Source organism: Arthrobacter sp. PsM3, assembly GCF_030433895.1.
In the GTDB taxonomy this organism is placed as follows: domain Bacteria; phylum Actinomycetota; class Actinomycetes; order Actinomycetales; family Micrococcaceae; genus Arthrobacter.
Map to the genome: position 1 here is coordinate 22,172 of NZ_JARUXE010000001.1, position 17,586 is coordinate 39,757.

Genomic DNA, 17,586 nt, shown 5'->3' on the forward strand with positions numbered 1-17,586 from the left:
GCCCATTCCGGGCCCACATACCCGCGGGACATGCCCATTCCTGGCTCACATACCCGGGGGACATGCTCATTTTTAAAAGCGAACAGTGGACAGAATGGCATTCTGTCCACTGTTCATGGCCGCGGCGGGACATGTCCAGCCGCGATGGTGGTGCGGGAGGTTCCGGGCGCCGGAGGTGGCGGCGGAGTTGCCTCTCGGGAACCTAGTTCTGGTAGGCCGGGTAGTCCGTGTAGCCCTCGGCGCCGTCGGTGTAGAACGTGGACGGATCCGGCTGGTTGACCGGAAGTCCCTCACTCCAGCGGCGGACCAGGTCCGGGTTGGCGATGGCCGGGCGTCCCACGACTACGGCGTCAGCGTGGCCGTCAGCGACCAGCGCCTTGGCTTCCTCACGCGTGGTGATGACGCCGAAGCCCGAGTTCAGCAGGAAGGTTCCGCCGAAGCGGGTGCGCAGATCCTGCACCAGTTCGCTGGTGGCGGGTTCCTTGTGCAGGACGCTCAGGTAGGCCAGCTTCAGGGGCGCCAGGGCATCCACCAGGATGGCGTAGGTTTCCCGGACGTCGGCTGCGTCGAGCTCCAGGGCTCCCTGGACATTGTGCTCCGGGGAGATCCGGATGCCGACGCGGTCGGCACCAACGGCATCCACTACGGCCCGGGTCACTTCAATGACGAAGCGGGCACGGTTCTCCGGCGAGCCGCCGTAGATGTCGTCGCGCTGGTTGGCGGACGGGGCGAGGAATTCGTGCAGCAGGTAACCATTGGCCGAGTGCAGCTCGACGCCGTCGAACCCGGCACCGATCGCATTGCGGGACGCCGTGACGAACTCCTGGACGATGCCCGGCAGTTCGTCCGTGGTCAGCGCACGCGGGACGGGGAACGCCTGCTTGCCCTCGTAGGTGCGGGTTTCGCCGTCGATCGCGATGGCGCTGGGAGCGACCACTTCGTAACCGCCAGTGGTGTCTTCGTGGGTGACGCGGCCGGCGTGCATGACCTGGGCGAAGATCCGGCCGCCCTCAGCGTGCACGGCGGAGGTGACCTTGGCCCAGCCCGCAAGCTGTTCCTCGGTTACCAAGCCGGGCTGGCCCGGGAACCCCCGGCCGGCCCGGCTGGGATACGTGCCCTCACTGACGATCAGTCCGAGCGAAGCACGCTGGCGGTAGTGCTCGACAACCAGCGGGCCGGGAATGCCTTCCTTACCGGAGCGGACGCGGGTCAGCGGCGCCATCACCAGTCGGTTGGGCAGTTCCAGCTCGCCGAGAGTCATCGGGGAAAACAGCATGCGCAGTTCCTTTCACCAGGGATTGGGTTCACTGGCTGCAACTGCGTAGCGCCTGCAACTATTCCGGGTGGGACCCGGATCACTACGGGTGGACGATGATCTTGACCGCGGTGTCGTTGTGGTGGATCAGGGTGTCGAAGCCCTTGTCCACAAGATCATCCAGGGCGATTCGTCCCGTGATGAAGGGTTTCAGGTCAACCTTTCCCTCCTGGACGAGCTTGATCGCTGCCTCATGATCGCCGCAGTAGGCGATGGTGCCGCGGAGGTCGATTTCCTTCAGGACGACCTTCTGCATGTCCACGGTGGCCGGACGTCCCCAGATCGAGACGTTCACCACGACGCCGGCCGGCTTCACGACGTCGAGCATGGTGTCCAGCACGGCATTCACGCCGGCACATTCAAAGGCTGCGTCCGCCCCCAGGCCCCCCGTCAGTTCCAGGACCCGTGCCTTGACGTCATCGGAGCTCGGGTCCAGCACATGGTCAGCGACCCCGGAGGACACCGCTTTGTCCTTCCGGGCCGCCGACAGCTCGGTGACGATCGTTGTGACGCCCAGGCCCTTGAGGACCGCTGCGGTCAGCAGGCCAATCGGGCCCGCACCGCCGACGACGGCGACGTCCCCGGCCTTGACGTCGCCCCGGCCGACGGCGTGATAGGCCACCGCGAGGGGTTCGATGAGGGCGGCTTCGTCCAGCGGGATGTCGCCGACGGGGTGGACCCACCGGGTGTCGACGACGACCTTCTCACTCAGGCCCCCGCCGCCGCCCGCCAAGCCGATGAAGCCGAGTTTGGTGCACAGGTTGTAGTGGCCGCTGAGGCACGGGCCGCATTCGTTGCAGACGATATATGGTTCCACCACCACGCTGTCTCCGACGGCGAGCCCGGTCACACCCTCGCCCAGTTCCTCGATGGTGCCGGAAAATTCGTGCCCCAGGGTGACCGGGGCTTCCTCGTGGGAAATCGGGTGGGGGTGGCCGGGCGGCGGGGTGAAGATGGGCCCTTCCAGGAATTCGTGGAGGTCAGTCCCGCAGATCCCGCACCAGGCGACGGCGATCTTCACTGCTCCGGGGCGCAGCTCCGGCTCCGGAATGTCTTCGATCCGGAGGACCTCACGGGCGTGGAATCGTGCTGCTTTCATGGTGTTTGTCCTTCGCATTATGGGCCGTGGATGCGCCCGGTCGGGCGCATCCACGGCATGTCGTTGGATTATCACAACGGTGGCCGTCACCCCAGTGTGGTTCCCGGGGCTGTGATTGTCACGGCCCGTCCGTGTCAGCGCGTGTGGTGCGTGGGCTGGCGCTCGAAGACCGGCGTCGGCAGCCCTTCCATCCTGGCCTTGAGCTGCAGCGCCAGATAGTTGGAATAGTGGCGGCTTTGGTGCAGATTGCCGCCGTGGATCCACAGGTTGTCCACGTTGGTGGGTTTCCACATGTTGCGCAGTTCCCCTTCCCACGGCCCCGGGTCCTTGGGAGTATCGGAACCGAAGCCCCAGCACTTCCCGACGGCGTCCGCCACCTCGGGTGAGACCAGATCGGCCAGCCAGCCGTTCATGGACCCGTAGCCGGTGGCGTAGATGATGGCGTCCGCCTCCAGCTCCGCCCCGTTGGCCATCACGACGGCGTTCCCGGTGATCTTGCCGACCTCGCCGTTGGCGAGCTTGACCCGACCGTCGATAATCAGCTGCGAGGCGCCGACGTCGATGTAATAGCCGGAGCCGCGCCGCAGGTACTTGAGGAACAGGCCGGAGCCGTCAACGCCGAAGTCCAGGTCAAAGCCCGCGGCCTCCAGCTGGGAATAGAACTCGGCATCCCGCTCAGCCATCTCCGCATAGACCGGGATCTGGGCTTCGGGCAGGATCCGGTACGGCAGCGAGGCGAACAGCAGATCGGCCTTCTCCGTGGTGACGCCGTTGGCGAGCGCCTTCTCGGAGTAGAGACCGCCGAGGGCCAGGTCCATGAGGGATTCGCTGCGGGCGATGTGTGTGGAGGAGCGCTGGACCATGGTGACGTCCGCGCCGTGCTCCCAGAGATCGGCGCAGATGTCGTGGGCCGAGTTGTTGGAGCCGATGACCACGGCCTTCTTCCCGGTCCAGTCCCCGCCGCCCGGGTGCTTGGACGAGTGGTACTGCTCCCCCAGGAAGGACTCGGCGCCGTCGAACGCGGGGACGCTGGGATACCCCGAGACGCCCAGGGCGAAGACGAGCTGCTTGGGGCGCAAGGTGACCGGTTCGCCGTCGCGCACCACCTCAACGACCCACTCCTGGGAGGACTCGTCGAAGCGTGCGTTGGTGCATTCGGTCTTGGACCAGTAGTTCAGTTCCATGATCCGCGTGTAGTTTTCCAGCCAGTCGCCGATCTTGTCCTTCGCCGCGAATACCGGCCAGTCATCCGGGAACTTGATGTACGGCAGGTGGTCGTACCAGACCGGATCGTGGAGGTGGAGGGACTTGTAGCGGTTCCGCCAGGAGTCACCCGGACGGTCGTTCTTTTCGATGATGATGGTGGGCACGCCGAGCCGGCGCAGCCGCGCCCCCAACCCGATTCCGCCCTGGCCGCCGCCGATAATGACGGTGTAGGGCTGGTCCTCGTAGCCGAGCCGGGCTTCCTGCTCTTCCTTCAGCTCCAGCCATGACTTGCGGCCCTTGGTGATCTCGTGGGCGACGCCTTTCTCCCGGTTCACGCCCTTCTTTTCCTCGAAGCCCTTGAGCTCCTGCATGGTGGTCAGAAGGGTCCAGCATTTGCCGTTTCGAAGGCGCAGGTGGGCGTAACCCCGGGCCTGGGCTGTTTCGAAATTCAGCCAGGCCTCGGCGTTGGCGGCGTCCCCGGTGGCGTCCTCGGCCAGGGTCCAGTTGCTGGGCTTCACGTCGTCCAGGGTCGCATCCAGCATGCGCCGGATGTCCTCTTTGCCTTCCAGGGTCTTGAGGTTCCAGGTGAAGGAGACGAAGTCGCGCCAGTACGAATCGTCGTCGAATAGTTCAAGCACGTTGTCGGTGTTGTGGCTGCGCAGCGCCTCATCGAACTGCGCCAGCCACGCCTCGACCACGCCGTTTGGAGTCTCAGGCATGTTTCCTCTTTCCTTTGCCAGCTGTGGGCCGGTCCCGTTGCATGGCAACCGGGCCATGCAGTGACCTGCCTCACAAGTAAAAGTCTCAGGGGGTTACAATCGGGTTACACAGAGCTCTCCGGCTCTTGGCCCGCGCTTACCGCCGGGCGGGGGCCGGCGTAGCTGGCCGGGTGCGATGATTCGAGGGCGGGTTGGGAATATGAGCATGCGGCCGGGCAGCCGTCCCATCACGCAGCTTTCGGACCTGAGGTTTTCTGCGCCGGCGGAGTACGCACGGGCCCTCCGCAAGGCGCACGAGGCCACGGTTTCGGGCACGCCAAGTCCGCATTTGTCTCCGTCCCTCGTCAAGTCCTGGCAGCGTTCCCTGGCTTTGGGCATCAATCCGGACCAGCACCGCCCGGTTCACCGGCACGAAGTTTCCGAGGCGCGCTCGCTCAGTGCCGGCCACAGGCTTTCCGCCGTGATGCCCGCTCTGTCGCAGTTGCTGGCCGATGAGACGGCTACCGGGCGGCACCTGTTGATCGTCACCGATCATCAGGGTGAAGTGCTGTGGCGCGTGGGCAGCAAGCAGGCCTTGAAACTTGCTGACTCGCTGGAGTTCGTGGAGGGTGCCGACTGGTCCGAATCCGGGGTCGGTACCAACGCTATTAGCGAGGCACTGGTGACGGGCGCCCCGGCGCAGCTGTTCTCGGCCGAACACCTCGTGCGGACGCACCACGATTGGGCCTGCACGGCGTCCCCGATCCGGGACCCTTTGACCGGCGAGGTTGTTGGCGTCCTGGACGTTTCCGGCCCGTATGAATCAGTCACGCCGGACAGCCTTCGCCTGGTGCGCTGTGGCGTGCGGCTGGCTGAGGAGCTGTTGAAGTCCGCGGCCCCTCCCGTCGGTGCCGGCGGCAGGACCTGGAGCGCCGCCGGGTTCGCTGGTGGGCGTTCCGAGGCCGGTGCCCGGTCACAGCTGGTGCTGCAGTTGCTGGGGGACGCGCCATCTGCGGCGCTCGACGGCGGCACCCGCCGGCCGCTGACACTGCGCCGCGCCGAAATCCTGGCCCTGCTGGCCTCCCGCACCCAGGGGTGGAGCGCCGATGAACTGGCCTACGAGATCCATGGCGACGCGGGCACCGCTGCAGCCATCCGGACCGAGATGCACCGGGTACGCAGCATCTTGGGCAATGTGGTGGAAGCGAACCCCTACCGTTTCTCGTCCGCCGTCACGGTGGTGACGGATGCCTCGATCGTGGCTGGCCATCTGCGCGACGGCCGGGTGGCGGAAGCCGTTGCGGCCTACCCTGCCAAGCTCCTCAACCGTTCGGGCAACCTCGCCGTCGGGTTCATGCGCGATGAGCTCAATGAAGCCGTCGGCGCCTCCGTCCGGGCCAGCGGTGACGCCCGGTTGATGCTGCAGTGGTGCACCAGCGACATGGGCTCCTCGGATACGGCTGCCGCAGCGACTGCGGCCGCATTGCTGGGACCCCAGGATCCACGCTGCCAGCTGGTGAGCGCACGGATGGAACGGGTCGACCGGGAGCTGCGAGCCTGAGCGCTGCGCCATTGGCGTCGTGTTGGTCCCGATGCTAGGGAGCCGGCGGCACGACGCCGGGGCACCCTTGGCCTTGCGGGTTGCGGAGGCAGTCGTCAGCGTAGTTCCGGGTGATGGAGCGCCAGACGCTCACGGTCTGCGGCGGTGAGCTGAACTGCCCCTGGCCCGGGATGGGCAAAGGCGGGCCTCCATTGACGGAGTAAGTCCCTTGGAAATGCGTCGTCAGCACCACCGGGAAGTCTCCGGTCTGGGTGTAGATGTGGCTGGTGGCTGTCTTTTCGCCCCAGCGGTCCTGCGGGAGAGATCCACCCGCCGAGGTCTGCGGCCCCAGCGAGGTGCCGTCGCCGTAATTCCAGGTGTACTGGACGGGCTTGGCAACGACGTGAACTTTCTGCGTCAGTAGGGTGATGTCGAATTGCTGCTCCGCGGCGGCCGCGAAGAAGTTGGTCTCGGCACCGCGCAGGGTATGTGGGCTCGGCTGAGCCGTGACAGATCCTGCAGCGATGGGCAGCCTCTGGAACTCCGTTTGGATCATGGCGGCGATCCTGGGCAGCAAATCCTCCGGCTTGGGATCGAAAAGACACGTGGGCCCGGAGTGAAAGCTCCACGTCGGGTTTGGCACGCCAGCCGGGGCCTTCAGCCACACGACTGGAATTCCGTCCTTGCCGTCGGGGCCGTTCTTGCAGTCCACGACGACAGCCAGGCACTTTGTATCGAAGTCGCCGCCGCCCAGATGGCACTGCAGCTCGTACTTGTATTGGTATGGATCGGAGGCTACGGTCCCGGGCTCAGCCCAGATAAAGTCTCCTGACCCAGGGTCCAATGTCCATGCCCCGACGGTTACAGCTCCCGGAACCCAAGTGCCCTTGACTGGCTTCCCATCCGCTCCGTCGTTGGCCATACCCGCGTTGAAGGAGGTTCCTGCAAACACTGCCAGGAGAAATAATCCGACGTCGAGGCGAGCCGTCCCCCTCATGACTATCCCGCGATCGGCTGAATATTGTTTACGTACCAGGACCCGTTCCTAAAGACCGCCAGCATTAGGTTGCCCGTATCTTCCGGTTTGGGATCCGCGCTATCGAGACTGCCGTCGGCGTTGTAATAGGACAGAGCCTGTTGCGACACCTGTATCGCCACCTGATAGTTGCCGTCGGACGTAACCCGGAATCTCGTCGATATGGATGGGGTATCGAGTCTTCCTCCAACCAACCACCGGCCGTCACTGTGCCACCCCGTCAACACTTTCTTGGCATGTTCGCAGGCTTCACAACCTGAACTGGTTGTGGCCTCAAGGCGGCTAGCGTCGCCCGTCTCATACCCGTAGCTCAGCAACTGAAACCAGTACCGCGCGAATGCCTCCAGCCCTTCCTTCGTCTCGGCCTTCGCAGCGTCCGGCAGAACGGGGACCGGCACGTTCTCCGCCCTGCCCGAGGCATCGGCCGGTTTATAGCTGGCCGATGGCGAGGGGGTGGCGGTAGGTGTAGGCGACGCCGTCGGACTCGAGGACCCGGGTGCGGCCGTTGCACCCGGCGTTGTTCCCCCGGCGGTACAGGCGGCGACCGGGAACAGGGACAGAGCGACCATGGCTGCGCAAACGCGTCTGCGGCGGACGAAAGATGGAGTGCGAGATGTCATGGTCAGCTATTCCCCCCGATAGAAATCAAGACGCCTGAAGCCAAACAATGACTTAAGGGTAACTGACATCACATTTTGGACATCCAAGTTATCCACAGGTGCTCGATTGAGCGCCCGGGCGGCCAACTTCCCAAACCACAAGGGCGGCGGGACCGCCTCACTGAAGGAGCGGATCAGCCTGCACCGCTGCCGGCAACCCCAGAAAATCCAGAGCGACCGTTTGAAGGCGAACGGCATCAGCCTACGGATGAGGTCCGACAATTCGCGCGAGCCTGATCGCTTCGCCGCAAATGCTCCGCCTCACAGCGACTCAGATCGACTTTCCCGCCCCAGCCTCTGGCATTTTTCTACATAGGCCAGAACAATGAACCCATGATGTTCGAACATGCAGACGAGAACCCCATCCTGATCCTTGATGACGACCAGAGCTGGAAGCTGATTGAAGGCACCAAGCACGGCAGGCTCGTGGTCATCGTGGGCGGCGAACCGGATATCTTTCCGGTGAACTACGCCGTGAGCGGCAGGAAGCTTTATCTCCGGACTGCCCCCGGCAACAAACTCGCTGAACTGACCATCAATTCCAAGGTGTTGTTTGAAACGGACGGCATTCTCTCCGACGAGGCGTGGTCGATCGTCCTGCGGGGCACGGCCCGGGTGTTGGAACAGTCTGCCGATATCGCGGCGGCAGAGGCCCTGGGGCTCAAGCCGTGGGTGCCCACCCTGAAGGACTTCTACGTCGAGATCGCGCCCACCTCCGTAAGCGGGCGCCACTTCCAATTCGGCGAGCACCCTGAGCGGGAGATCTAACAAGCGGGCTCCGGAAGCCCGCCTAGACTTAAACCATGGCGGACAAGCTGACACCCGAGCGGCGCAGCTGGAACATGTCCCGCATCCGCGGGAAGAACACCCAGCCCGAACTGCTGGTCCGAAAGCTGCTCCACGCCAAGGGCTACCGCTACCGGCTGCACGGCAGCGCCCGCGGGGGACGGCTCCCCGGCAACCCGGACCTGGTCTTTGCCGGCCGCCACAAAGTCATCTTCGTCAACGGCTGCTTCTGGCATTTCCATGACTGCAGGGTCGGGCAGCACGCGCCCAAGGCCAATGCGGAGTTCTGGGAAACCAAGCGCACACGCACGCGGAACCGCGACGCCGAACAACGCCATCAGCTGGAGCGCTCAGGCTGGGAAGTCCTCACCGTCTGGGAGTGCGAACTCAAGGATCGCTCGGCGCTGGAAAAGCAGCTGGATGATTTCCTCCGGGGAACAGCCGCATAGGCCGGTCGCCTCGCTGCTGGCGGAAGTCGTTTTAGCGACATCATGAAGAGAGCTCAGCACTACCAGACAGACTGGCCTGCCTCGGGTAATATCCCAATCTGGGGACAAGGACCCTACCCGGGTCCGCACTTACCGTTTTAATTCACCACGGGAGAGCGTGAGATGCCGAACTTGCTGAAGTCCAACGCGTCGCTGAACACAGTTCGGCCACCGAAGTCCTCCCAGGAATCCTGGGCCCAGGAGTGCCGGCGGTCCGCAGATGGCGAGCATGACCTTAGCCCGCTGCGTCGGCAGGTGTCCGCGATCATCGACGCGATTCTCGCTGATACCACGCCCGAAGAAGCCCCGGTGCGTGAGAAGCTTCGCTGGCATGTCGCCAACAACCCCGGCCAGCCGGAAAAAGCCCTCTTGAGCCACCTTCTGGCCGTGTCGGCGGAACAGCAAGCCAGCTGACTGCGGCTCCCCCGAAGCGCGTCAGCGGTTGATGGTCGCCTGACGCACCACTTCGCCCCAGGACTGCTGCGCGAGGTCCGCCACGGAGGCCAGGATTTCCGCTGGCGGCTTCGACAGGTCCAGCGGGAATTCCACCACGTCGATGTCAGTGTTGAGGATCCGGCGCAGTTTGAGCTCTCCCGAGCCGGGGTACACAAGCCATGCCGTCGGCACCCGCAGCGAGGTGCAATACGCGAGCATCCGGTAGTGGTCCCCCGACAGGGACGCGCCGGTATCGGTCGCGGCCCGATACTTCGCGTCGTAGACCATCGCCGGCCGGCCTCCCAGCAGGTGGACCGCTCCTGGCTGCACCACGATCCGGTCCGTATCGCGGACGGCCTCATTGAGCAGGGCGTTGTAGCGCAGCCGCATCTCCCCCGGGTATGCCGCCATGGCCTCGCGGAGCGCCGTCCCGACGAAGTCCTCGAACACCGTGGACATGTCCACCACAAACGACGCTGACTGCTGCGTGCCGTCGCCGGCCTCCGCCGAAGCATGGCGCAGGATCACCTCGGCGAGCCGCAGCGCGGCCTGGTACCGGGTGTTCATCCGGCTGGCGCGCCACACCGGCAGGGGTGCGCCGGACTGCAGCCGGGTCACGGCCGCGAGCTTGCCCTTGAGCTGGCGGAGCCGGCTCAGCACCTCCGGCCGGACCCCCGGGACCTGGGACATCCGTTCCAGCGCAGCCCGCAGGATGCGGTTCTCCGCGATGTCCCCGGTGAACTCGTCATAGGAAACTTCGAGGGGAACCAGCATGCCGGGCCGGCGCGAAATCTGGTCCGAGATCCGGATCCGGCCTTTGACCGTCCGGAGGGATTCCTCCACATTAACGTAGCCCTGCAGCACACCGCGGCTAAGCGCCCGGTCCGCAAGCTGGGCCAGCGACTCGGCCAGTGCGCTCCACAGGTCCGCTTCCTCGACCGCTGCGACGCAATCCTCCCGGAAGCCCTGGTCCCCGGCGTAGCCGAGCAGGAACAGCAGCCGGTCCAGGCCAAGCCGTTCCTTGGGCCGCACCTCGAGCTGCACTGTGGGAGTGCGCACCGAGCCGACCTTCCCCACAGGCTCGATCCGGAACAAACCCATCCCCATGGGCGAGGCATTGGCCAGGCCGCTGCCATTGACGTAGGCCGCACTGGCAGGGTCAAGCCGTTCCACGACGCCCCGGGACAGCTCGTCAAGGACGATCCGGCGGACCGGCTTGGAGCCCGGCGCCGTGCGGCTGGCCGGCCCCGGCTGGCTAGACGCGCGCAAGGCGGTCAAGCAACTGGTCCAGCCCGAACCGCTCCTCCAACTGCGCGCGGTTCAGCTGGCCGTGGTAATGCTCCTCCAGCAGCGGCATCAGCTCGTACTTCCAGATCCGGCGCAGGCCCTTGGGCGTCTGCGCGGACGGTTTCATGAAGTAGGACGGACCGATCATCAGGTCCCGGTCCCATTCATCGATGGCATCGTTGAGCGCGTCCATCAGCAGGGCCGGCGTCGTGTCCAGCTCCCGGGCCTGCAGGAACCGCAGCAGCGATCCCTTCACCGGCTCCGTCTTGGGGTGGAGCTCGATGAAGGAGAAGCGGCGGCGGATGGCTGCATCCATCATCGCGATGGACCGGTCCGCGGTGTTCATGGTGCCGATGATGTAGAGGTTGTCCGGCAGCGTGAAGGGCTCGTTGGGGCTGTACTGCAGGTAGATCCGGTCGTCGCGGTACTCCAGCAGGAAATACAGCTCGCCGAAGACCTTCGCGAGGTTGGCCCGGTTCATCTCATCGATGATCAGGAAATACGGCTTGCTCTCGTTCCCCGGCTTGGCGGCCTCTTCGGCGATCCGGCGCAGCGGCCCCGCCACGAGTTTGAAGGACACCTGGCCTTCCTCGGTTTTGTCCGGACGGAAGCCCTCGAAGAAGTCCTCATAGGCATACGAGGGGTGGAACTGCACCAGCTTGACGCGCTCATCGGTGGTGTCTCCGGCGAGCTGGGCGGCCAGGTGCTTGGCCAGGTAGGTTTTGCCGGTGCCGGGCGGGCCATACAGCACCAACTGGCGGTTCTCCTCCAGCAGTTCGGCGATTTCCTGGAGCGGCTCGAGGTCCATGTGCAGCGACGCGGCGAATTCCGGCGTCAGCGGGCGGAACCCCTCACAGACAGGTTCGACGACGGCGGCCGGCTCGGCGCCTTCGTCCGTCTCGGCTTCCGCTTCGGCGGGAAGCAGCGCCTCCAGGGCCTGGATGACGCGCGTGATGTCCACGACGATGCCGGAGGTGGCCAGCTGCCGCTGCACGTGGCGGGGCAGCTCGGTCATGCTGTGGGTTTCGTCGAACCAGCGGACCTTCCGGCGCAGCCGGCGGTTGGCCTCGTGGTGTTCGGGCTCGCCCAGGACCACACCCACCCGGACGGTGCCGGCGCTCTGGTACAGGGCCAGGTCGCCGGGCTTCATGACGGTCAGGAAGGCGAAGACGGCGGTTTTCGTGTCCTCCCGCTCGACGTAGCCGAGGTGCTTGTAGTCCTCATCCACGGCGTGCTGGACCAGCCCGGCGCTGACGCCGGGGTCCAGCAGGCGGAGGTGCTCGACGTCGAGCGTCACCCGCTCCTCGGATTGCCAGCTGCCGAGCAGGTCGGCGTTGTCGTGGTGGGTGCGCAGCAGCCAGGCCCGCCGCCCGGGGTCGCCCACCTTCCGCCACTGGCTGACCAGCTGCCGGGAGTACCAGTCGATCCGCTGGCCGGCCTGTTCGTCGAGGTGCAGCCGGATGCGGTGGATGTCCGCGGAGATGTCCTCGTCGCTGTCGCCCTTCGCGCCGCCCACGAGGGAGGCGAAGGCGTCACGGATTTCCTGGCGTTCGACGTCGGCCACCACGGGCTCGAAGTAGCTGGGCCAGACCAGGAACTCGATGCTGCGGCGGATGGCCGGCTGGTCACCGGGCGTGCCGGCAACGAGCTGGTGGAAGGCCAGCGGGTCCTTGACCGCTGCGGCGACGGCGCCGGCCGGACGCCGGGCGACGTGCTGCACGAACCGGCACAGCCACTTCAGGTGGTCCCAAATGGTCCAGTTGAACTCCGCGGTGCGGTCCCGGATGACACCGTGGTCCGTCATGCCCGCGAACAGCTCATCCGGCAGTTCCAGCGGCGGCTCCAGCCAGGAGGCGGCTTCGGCGACGCGCGCGCGTTTGACCTTGAGGGATTTCACCTCGTGCGCCAACGGCAGGGACTGCAGGAAGAGCAGCTCGACGGCCAGCTGCTTGGCACCCCGGGAGGCGTCCTGGAGGTTTTGCCGCAGGTTGGTCATCATGGGAGCTTTGGGGTCCGGGACCCCGCGCTCGAGGCGGTGGAGCAGCTCCGCGGCAGCGGGCACCGACCAGGTTTTGGTGCGTCCGTCCAGGGCCGACGCCTTACCGTGCAGCCCCGGCCCCAAGACGAACCACGCCGCGTCCTCGATCTCCTTGGAGATGCCGAGGGCGCGGTGCATGGCAGGCTTTTTGGCTGGGGTCATGCCTTCAATTTACAGGCTTAAGCTGGACGCCCGCATCATGGGGCGCCCCCAAAGTTACTGCCCGGTAGCTCCGCGCGGAGGCGGGACGGCGTGCTACTTGGCAGCAGGGGTCCGCTTGACGCCGAACGTGAAGTAGCTGCCCGGGCCGATGAAGTTGACCAGGGTGGCCAGCCGCCACAACGTCTTGCTGCCGCGGATCTGTTCGGCCGGGCGGTGTGAGATGTCGCGCTGGGCTGCGAACAGGAGCGAGAGCTGGACGATGGCGGCCGTAATCGTGCCGAACTTCGCCATCGGCGAGAGTTCCTTCCAGGTCTTCTTCCGGGCGTTCCTCCTGCGCTTGTGCGCCATGATCTGTGCTCGTTTGTTCACCATGATTAGTACTCCTTGGCTTCCGGGCTGACTGCCCGCGGGTTGTTCATTCTAGGGACGAACGGTGGGCCGAGGTAGAGGCTATCGGACCGGGTGCGCGGGTTCCGTGGCCGTGGCCGGGGCTGGGCGGACGGCCATGTACGGAGCCAGCCTGTCCTTCTGCTCCGGCGTCAGCCGGAGCACCCGCCCGGTAGCCTCGTCCACGAACGCCAGGTGGCTCGTGGCCCGGACGCAGTCCTCGCGGGTAACGGGGTCCTGGACCAGATAGTGGATGTCGAAGCTGGCACCCTTCACGGCCCCGACCCACAGCTGGACCAGGGCCGGGACGTTGCGGTACTCGAGGGTCCGGACATAGCGGATCTTATGCTCCACGATCAGCGCCAGGGTCCCCTCCGGGACCACGTTGAAGAGCGACACCGGCGGCTCAACCCCCGGCAGCCCCGGCCCGCGCGGCGGCCCGAAGGCCGCGATGCGGGCTTCCTCGAGGATCCGGACGAGCTGAACGTTGTTGATGTGGCCGTACGCGTCCATGTCGCCCCAGCGCATCGGGATCTGCACCTCGATGCGCCGGGGCTCTGCGGCGCGCCCGTCGGCGCTCAACTGTGCACCGCCGTCGCGTCGTTTGCCGTGTTTTCCGAAAAGGCCGTCTCCGCGTCTTCGCCCGCGAACTGGGACATGTACAGGCGGTAGTAGGCCCCCTTGAGCTCTAGCAGCTGGGCGTGGGCACCCTGTTCCACAATCCGGCCGGCCTCCATCACCAGGATGGTGTCGGCGTCGCGGATGGTGGAGAGGCGGTGGGCGATCACGAAGCTCGTGCGATCGGTGCGCAGGGCGGCCATGGCCTTCTGGACGAGCACTTCGGTGCGGGTGTCCACCGAGCTGGTGGCTTCGTCCAGGATCAGCAGCGAGGGGTTGGCCACGAAGGCCCGGGCAATGGTGATCAGCTGCTTCTCGCCCGCGCTGACGTTGTTGCCTTCCTCGTCGATGACGGTGTTGTAGCCGTCCGGGAGGGCGCGGACGAAGCGGTCCACGAAGGTGGCCTTTGCCGCTTCCATCACCTGGTCCTCGGTGGCGTCCAGCTTGCCGTAGCGGATGTTGTCGTAGATGGTCCCGCCGAAGAGCCAGGCGTCCTGCAGCACCATGCCCACCTTGGCGCGCAGTTCCGCTCGGCTGAGGTGGGTGATGTCGACGCCGTCCAGGGTGATGCTGCCGCCCTGGAGTTCGTAGAAACGCATCACGAGGTTCACCAGGGTGGTTTTGCCGGCACCGGTGGGGCCGACGATCGCCACGGTGTGCCCCGGCTCCGCGGTGAACGACAGGTCCTCGATCAGGGGCTTGTCCGGGGTGTAGCTGAAGGTGACGTGGCGGAACTCGACGTGGCCGTCGGTCTTGGGCGGCAGCTGCTCGGTGGCGGTCTCGGCGTCCTGTTCCTCGGCGTCGAGGAATTCGAAGACCCGCTCGGCGGAGGCGACGCCGGACTGCAGCATGTTGGCCATGCCCGCCATCTGGCCCAGCGGCTGGGTGAATTCGCGAGAGTACTGGATGAACGCGGTGGCGTCGCCCAGGCTCATCCCGCCGGAGGCCACGCGCAGCCCGCCGACGACGGCGATCCCGACATAGCTGAGGTAGGAGACGAACTGCATGACCGGCATGATCATGCCGGAGACGAACTGCGCCCCGAAGCTGGCCTGGTAGAGAGCTTCGTTCCGCTCGTCGAAGCGGGCCAGCATGTCGGCGTCGCGGCCGAAGACGCGGACGAGGTCGTGGCCGGAGAACGATTCCTCGATCTGGCCGTTGAGCTCGCCAGTGTTCTTCCACTGGGCGGCGAAGAGCTTCTGGCTGCGGGAGCCGATGATGCCGGCGGCTACGGCCGAGAGCGGCAACGCGACCAGGGCAATCAGGGCCAGCTGCCAGGACACGATGAACATCATGATGACGATGCCGATGACCGTCAGCGCCGAGTTCACCAGCTGCGCGAAGGCCTGCTGGAGTGCCTGCTGGATGTTGTCCACATCGTTTGTGACCCGCGAGAGGATGTCACCGCGCTGGCGCGTGTCGAAGTAGTTCAGCGGGAGCCGGTTCAGCTTCGTCTCGGTGTCATCGCGCAGCCGGCGGACCACCCGCATGACGAGGACATTCAGGACATAGCCCTGCAGCCAGAGGAAGATGTTCGCGACGAAGTACATCACCAGCACCACGCTGATCAGGAACGCGAGCTGCTGGAAATCGACGCCGGCACCGGGGACGACGTTCATCTTGGCGAGCATGTCGGCGAAGTTGTCCTGGCCCTGGGCGCGCAGGCCCTCGACGAACTGCTCCTTCGTCCCCCCGGCCGGCAACTGTTTGCCAACGACTCCGCCGAAGATCACGTCCATCGCCTGGCCGAGGATCCGGGGCGCCACAACATTGAGGACGACGGCGACCGTCACCATCGCGAGCACGGCGATGATGCCGGTCCGCTCGGGCTTGAGCAGGCCCATCAGCCGCTTCGCGGAGGGCCAGAAGTGCTGGGCCTTCTTCGCGGGCAGGTTGCCGAACATCCCGCCGTCGGCCTCGCCGGGCGTGAATTCCTCTTCGTAGAAGTCGTCGTCCGGCCCGGCCGCGGCGGACCCGGCGGCGGATACGGTGCCCGCGGGCTCGAGTTCGACCTTTTCGTTGGTGCTCATGCCACGGCCTCCGCGGTCAGCTGGGATTCGACGATTTCCTGGTAGGTGCTGGAGCTCTGCAAGAGTTCCTCATGCGTGCCGCGGTCCACGATCCGTCCGTTGTCGAGCACCAGGATCTGATCGGCGTCGGCGATAGTGGACACGCGCTGGCCGACAATGATGACGGTGGCGTCGGCGGTTTTCGCCTTGAGGGCGCGGCGGAGCCTGGCGTCAGTGGCGACGTCCAGGGCGGAGAAGGAGTCATCGAACAGGAAAACCTTGGGTTCGGTGACGAGGGCCCGGGCGATGCAGAGGCGCTGGCGCTGGCCGCCCGAGACGTTGGTGCCGCCCTGGGAGATCCGAGCGCCGAGTCCGTCCTTCTTCTCGCGCACAAAGTCGGCTGCCTGGGCCACGGCCAGGGCGTCCCAGAGCTGCTCGTCCGTGGCCTCGGGCTTGCCGAAACGCAGGTTGTGCTCGATCGTTCCGGAGAACAGGTAGGGCCGCTGCGGCACCATGGCCACGCGCTGCGTGATCTCCGAGCGGTCCAGCTGGGTGAGAGGGACGCCGTCGAGCAGCACCTCCCCCGAGTCCGCATCGTAGAGGCGGGGCAGCAGCGAGAGCAGGCTGGTCTTGCCGGCGCCGGTGGAGCCGATGATCGCCACCGTCTGGCCGGGCTCGGCGGTGAAGCTGATGCCGCTGAGGACCGGCGCTTCGGCGCCGGGGTAGGCGAAGGACACATTCCGGAACTCGACGCGGCCGGCCTTGGCGGCCGGCGCCACCGGGGTGAGGGTCTCGTGGATGGAGGGTTCGACGTCGAGCACCTCGCCGATGCGGTCAGCACAGACCGAGGCGCGGGGAATCATCATGGCCATGAACGTGCCCATCATGACGGCCATCAGGATCTGCAGCAGGTACTGCAGGAACGCCGTCAGCGAGCCGACCTGCATCTCGCCGGCGTCGACCCGCTGGCCGCCAAACCACAGCACGGCCGCGGTGGAGATGTGCAGGATCATGCCGATCGCGGGGAACATCAGCACGAACAGGGCGCCGATCTTCAGCGAAACATCGGTGAGTTCCTTGTTCGCCGCGCCGAAGCGCTCGGCTTCGTGCGGTTCGCGGACGAAGGCACGCACAACGCGGATGCCGATGATCTGCTCGCGGAGGATGCCGTTGAGCCGGTCGATTTTCTTCTGCATGGTGCGGAAGAGCGGCATCAGGCGGACCACGATGTAGCCGACCACCACCACCAGCAACGGAACGGAAACCCAGACCAGCCAGGACAGGTTAAGGTCCTCGCGGAGAGCCATGAAGATGCCGCCGATGCACATGATGGGCGTGGCCACCATGAAGTTCAGGCCCATCAGCATGAGCATCTGCACCTGCTGGACGTCGTTGGTGCCGCGCGTGATCAGGGTGGGGGCGCCGAAGACGTTGACGTCCTTCGCGGAGAAGCTCGAGACCTTGCGGAACACCCCGCGGCGCAGGTCGCGGCCGAATGCCATGGCGGCCTTGGATCCGAAGTAGACCCCGGCGATCGCGGTGGCAACCTGGACCAGGGCGACGCCGAGCATCACCCCTCCGGTACGCCAGATGTAGTCCGTGTCGCCGCGGGAGACGCCCTCGTCAATGATCTGGGCGTTCAGGCTGGGAAGATACAGCGCCGCGATGGTGGAGGCGAGCTGGAAGAAAACCACCGCACCGATGTATGGCAGATACGGCTTTGAGAAGCGCCGTATGAGGGTGACAAGCATGCCCACGAGTCCTTAGGAGATAGCGAAGTGGATGAGGCTGGAGAAGAGTCCGGCCGGATACGCCTGCCGCAT

Annotated in this window: 15 protein-coding genes; 4 read left to right on the forward strand and 11 right to left on the reverse strand. The window is 65.7% G+C overall.

What is annotated here, in order from left to right; genetic code table 11:
• Positions 1 to 202 precede the first annotated feature (202 nt).
• From QCD75_RS00095 to QCD75_RS00105, 3 genes are all read right to left on the reverse strand, one after another.
• A complete protein-coding gene (locus QCD75_RS00095) occupies positions 203 to 1,276 on the reverse strand; it encodes an alkene reductase (protein ID WP_301224439.1) in 1,074 nt (357 codons plus the stop codon).
• Between the two features lie 82 nt (positions 1,277 to 1,358).
• A complete protein-coding gene (locus QCD75_RS00100; protein ID WP_301224441.1) occupies positions 1,359 to 2,414 on the reverse strand; it encodes a 2,3-butanediol dehydrogenase in 1,056 nt (351 codons plus the stop codon).
• A 134-nt stretch (positions 2,415 to 2,548) separates the two neighbouring features.
• Positions 2,549 to 4,339: an NAD(P)/FAD-dependent oxidoreductase gene (locus QCD75_RS00105; RefSeq protein ID WP_301224443.1), complete on the reverse strand. Its 1,791-nt coding sequence runs from the start codon at positions 4,337 to 4,339 to the stop codon at positions 2,549 to 2,551.
• A 205-nt stretch (positions 4,340 to 4,544) separates the two neighbouring features.
• On the opposite strand from QCD75_RS00105, the gene QCD75_RS00110 reads away from it, so the two are divergent.
• Entirely contained in the window at positions 4,545 to 5,879 is a 1,335-nt protein-coding gene (locus QCD75_RS00110; protein ID WP_301224750.1) for a GAF domain-containing protein, read from the forward strand.
• Between the two features lie 34 nt (positions 5,880 to 5,913).
• Here the strand turns inward: QCD75_RS00110 and QCD75_RS00115 are convergent, their stop codons facing one another.
• Both QCD75_RS00115 and QCD75_RS00120 read right to left on the reverse strand, forming a co-directional pair.
• Positions 5,914 to 6,414, reverse strand: coding sequence for a PKD domain-containing protein (locus tag QCD75_RS00115; RefSeq protein ID WP_301224445.1), 501 nt, complete (start codon positions 6,412 to 6,414; stop codon positions 5,914 to 5,916).
• A 443-nt stretch (positions 6,415 to 6,857) separates the two neighbouring features.
• On the reverse strand, positions 6,858 to 7,514 hold the full coding sequence (locus QCD75_RS00120; protein ID WP_367400614.1) for a DUF6318 family protein: 657 nt from the start codon (positions 7,512 to 7,514) through the stop codon (positions 6,858 to 6,860).
• 372 nt (positions 7,515 to 7,886) lie between these two features.
• Here QCD75_RS00120 and QCD75_RS00125 point away from each other — a divergent pair, with 372 nt between their 5' ends.
• The 3 genes from QCD75_RS00125 to QCD75_RS00135 all read left to right on the forward strand — a co-directional run bounded on the left by QCD75_RS00125 (position 7,887) and on the right by QCD75_RS00135 (position 9,241).
• The gene (locus QCD75_RS00125) at positions 7,887 to 8,321 is read left to right on the forward strand and encodes a pyridoxamine 5'-phosphate oxidase family protein (protein WP_226758546.1); all 435 of its coding nucleotides are present in this window, start codon (positions 7,887 to 7,889) and stop codon (positions 8,319 to 8,321) included.
• 35 nt (positions 8,322 to 8,356) lie between these two features.
• Positions 8,357 to 8,788: a very short patch repair endonuclease gene (locus QCD75_RS00130; protein WP_301224479.1), complete on the forward strand. Its 432-nt coding sequence runs from the start codon at positions 8,357 to 8,359 to the stop codon at positions 8,786 to 8,788.
• Between the two features lie 162 nt (positions 8,789 to 8,950).
• Positions 8,951 to 9,241: a hypothetical protein gene (locus tag QCD75_RS00135; RefSeq protein WP_301224480.1), complete on the forward strand. Its 291-nt coding sequence runs from the start codon at positions 8,951 to 8,953 to the stop codon at positions 9,239 to 9,241.
• A 21-nt stretch (positions 9,242 to 9,262) separates the two neighbouring features.
• Here QCD75_RS00135 and QCD75_RS00140 read toward each other — a convergent pair whose 3' ends face one another.
• The 6 genes from QCD75_RS00140 to QCD75_RS00165 all read right to left on the reverse strand — a co-directional run bounded on the left by QCD75_RS00140 (position 9,263) and on the right by QCD75_RS00165 (position 17,514).
• Positions 9,263 to 10,465, reverse strand: coding sequence for a 5-methylcytosine restriction system specificity protein McrC (locus QCD75_RS00140; RefSeq protein ID WP_301224752.1), 1,203 nt, complete (start codon positions 10,463 to 10,465; stop codon positions 9,263 to 9,265).
• A 52-nt stretch (positions 10,466 to 10,517) separates the two neighbouring features.
• Positions 10,518 to 12,749: an McrB family protein gene (locus QCD75_RS00145; protein WP_301224481.1), complete on the reverse strand. Its 2,232-nt coding sequence runs from the start codon at positions 12,747 to 12,749 to the stop codon at positions 10,518 to 10,520.
• A gap of 93 nt (positions 12,750 to 12,842) precedes the next feature.
• Complete coding sequence (locus QCD75_RS00150) at positions 12,843 to 13,121, reverse strand: hypothetical protein (RefSeq protein ID WP_301224483.1); 279 nt, start codon at positions 13,119 to 13,121, stop codon at positions 12,843 to 12,845.
• A 78-nt stretch (positions 13,122 to 13,199) separates the two neighbouring features.
• Positions 13,200 to 13,664 carry an acyl-CoA thioesterase gene (locus QCD75_RS00155; protein ID WP_301224754.1) on the reverse strand — a complete coding sequence of 155 codons (465 nt, stop codon included), beginning with the start codon at positions 13,662 to 13,664 and terminating at the stop codon, positions 13,200 to 13,202.
• Between the two features lie 50 nt (positions 13,665 to 13,714).
• Positions 13,715 to 15,784, reverse strand: coding sequence for an ABC transporter ATP-binding protein (locus QCD75_RS00160; RefSeq protein WP_441005415.1), 2,070 nt, complete (start codon positions 15,782 to 15,784; stop codon positions 13,715 to 13,717).
• Positions 15,781 to 17,514: an ABC transporter ATP-binding protein gene (locus QCD75_RS00165; protein ID WP_301224485.1), complete on the reverse strand. Its 1,734-nt coding sequence runs from the start codon at positions 17,512 to 17,514 to the stop codon at positions 15,781 to 15,783. The genes QCD75_RS00160 and QCD75_RS00165 overlap by 4 nt, the downstream gene beginning before the upstream one ends.
• Between the last annotated feature and the right edge of the window lie 72 nt (positions 17,515 to 17,586).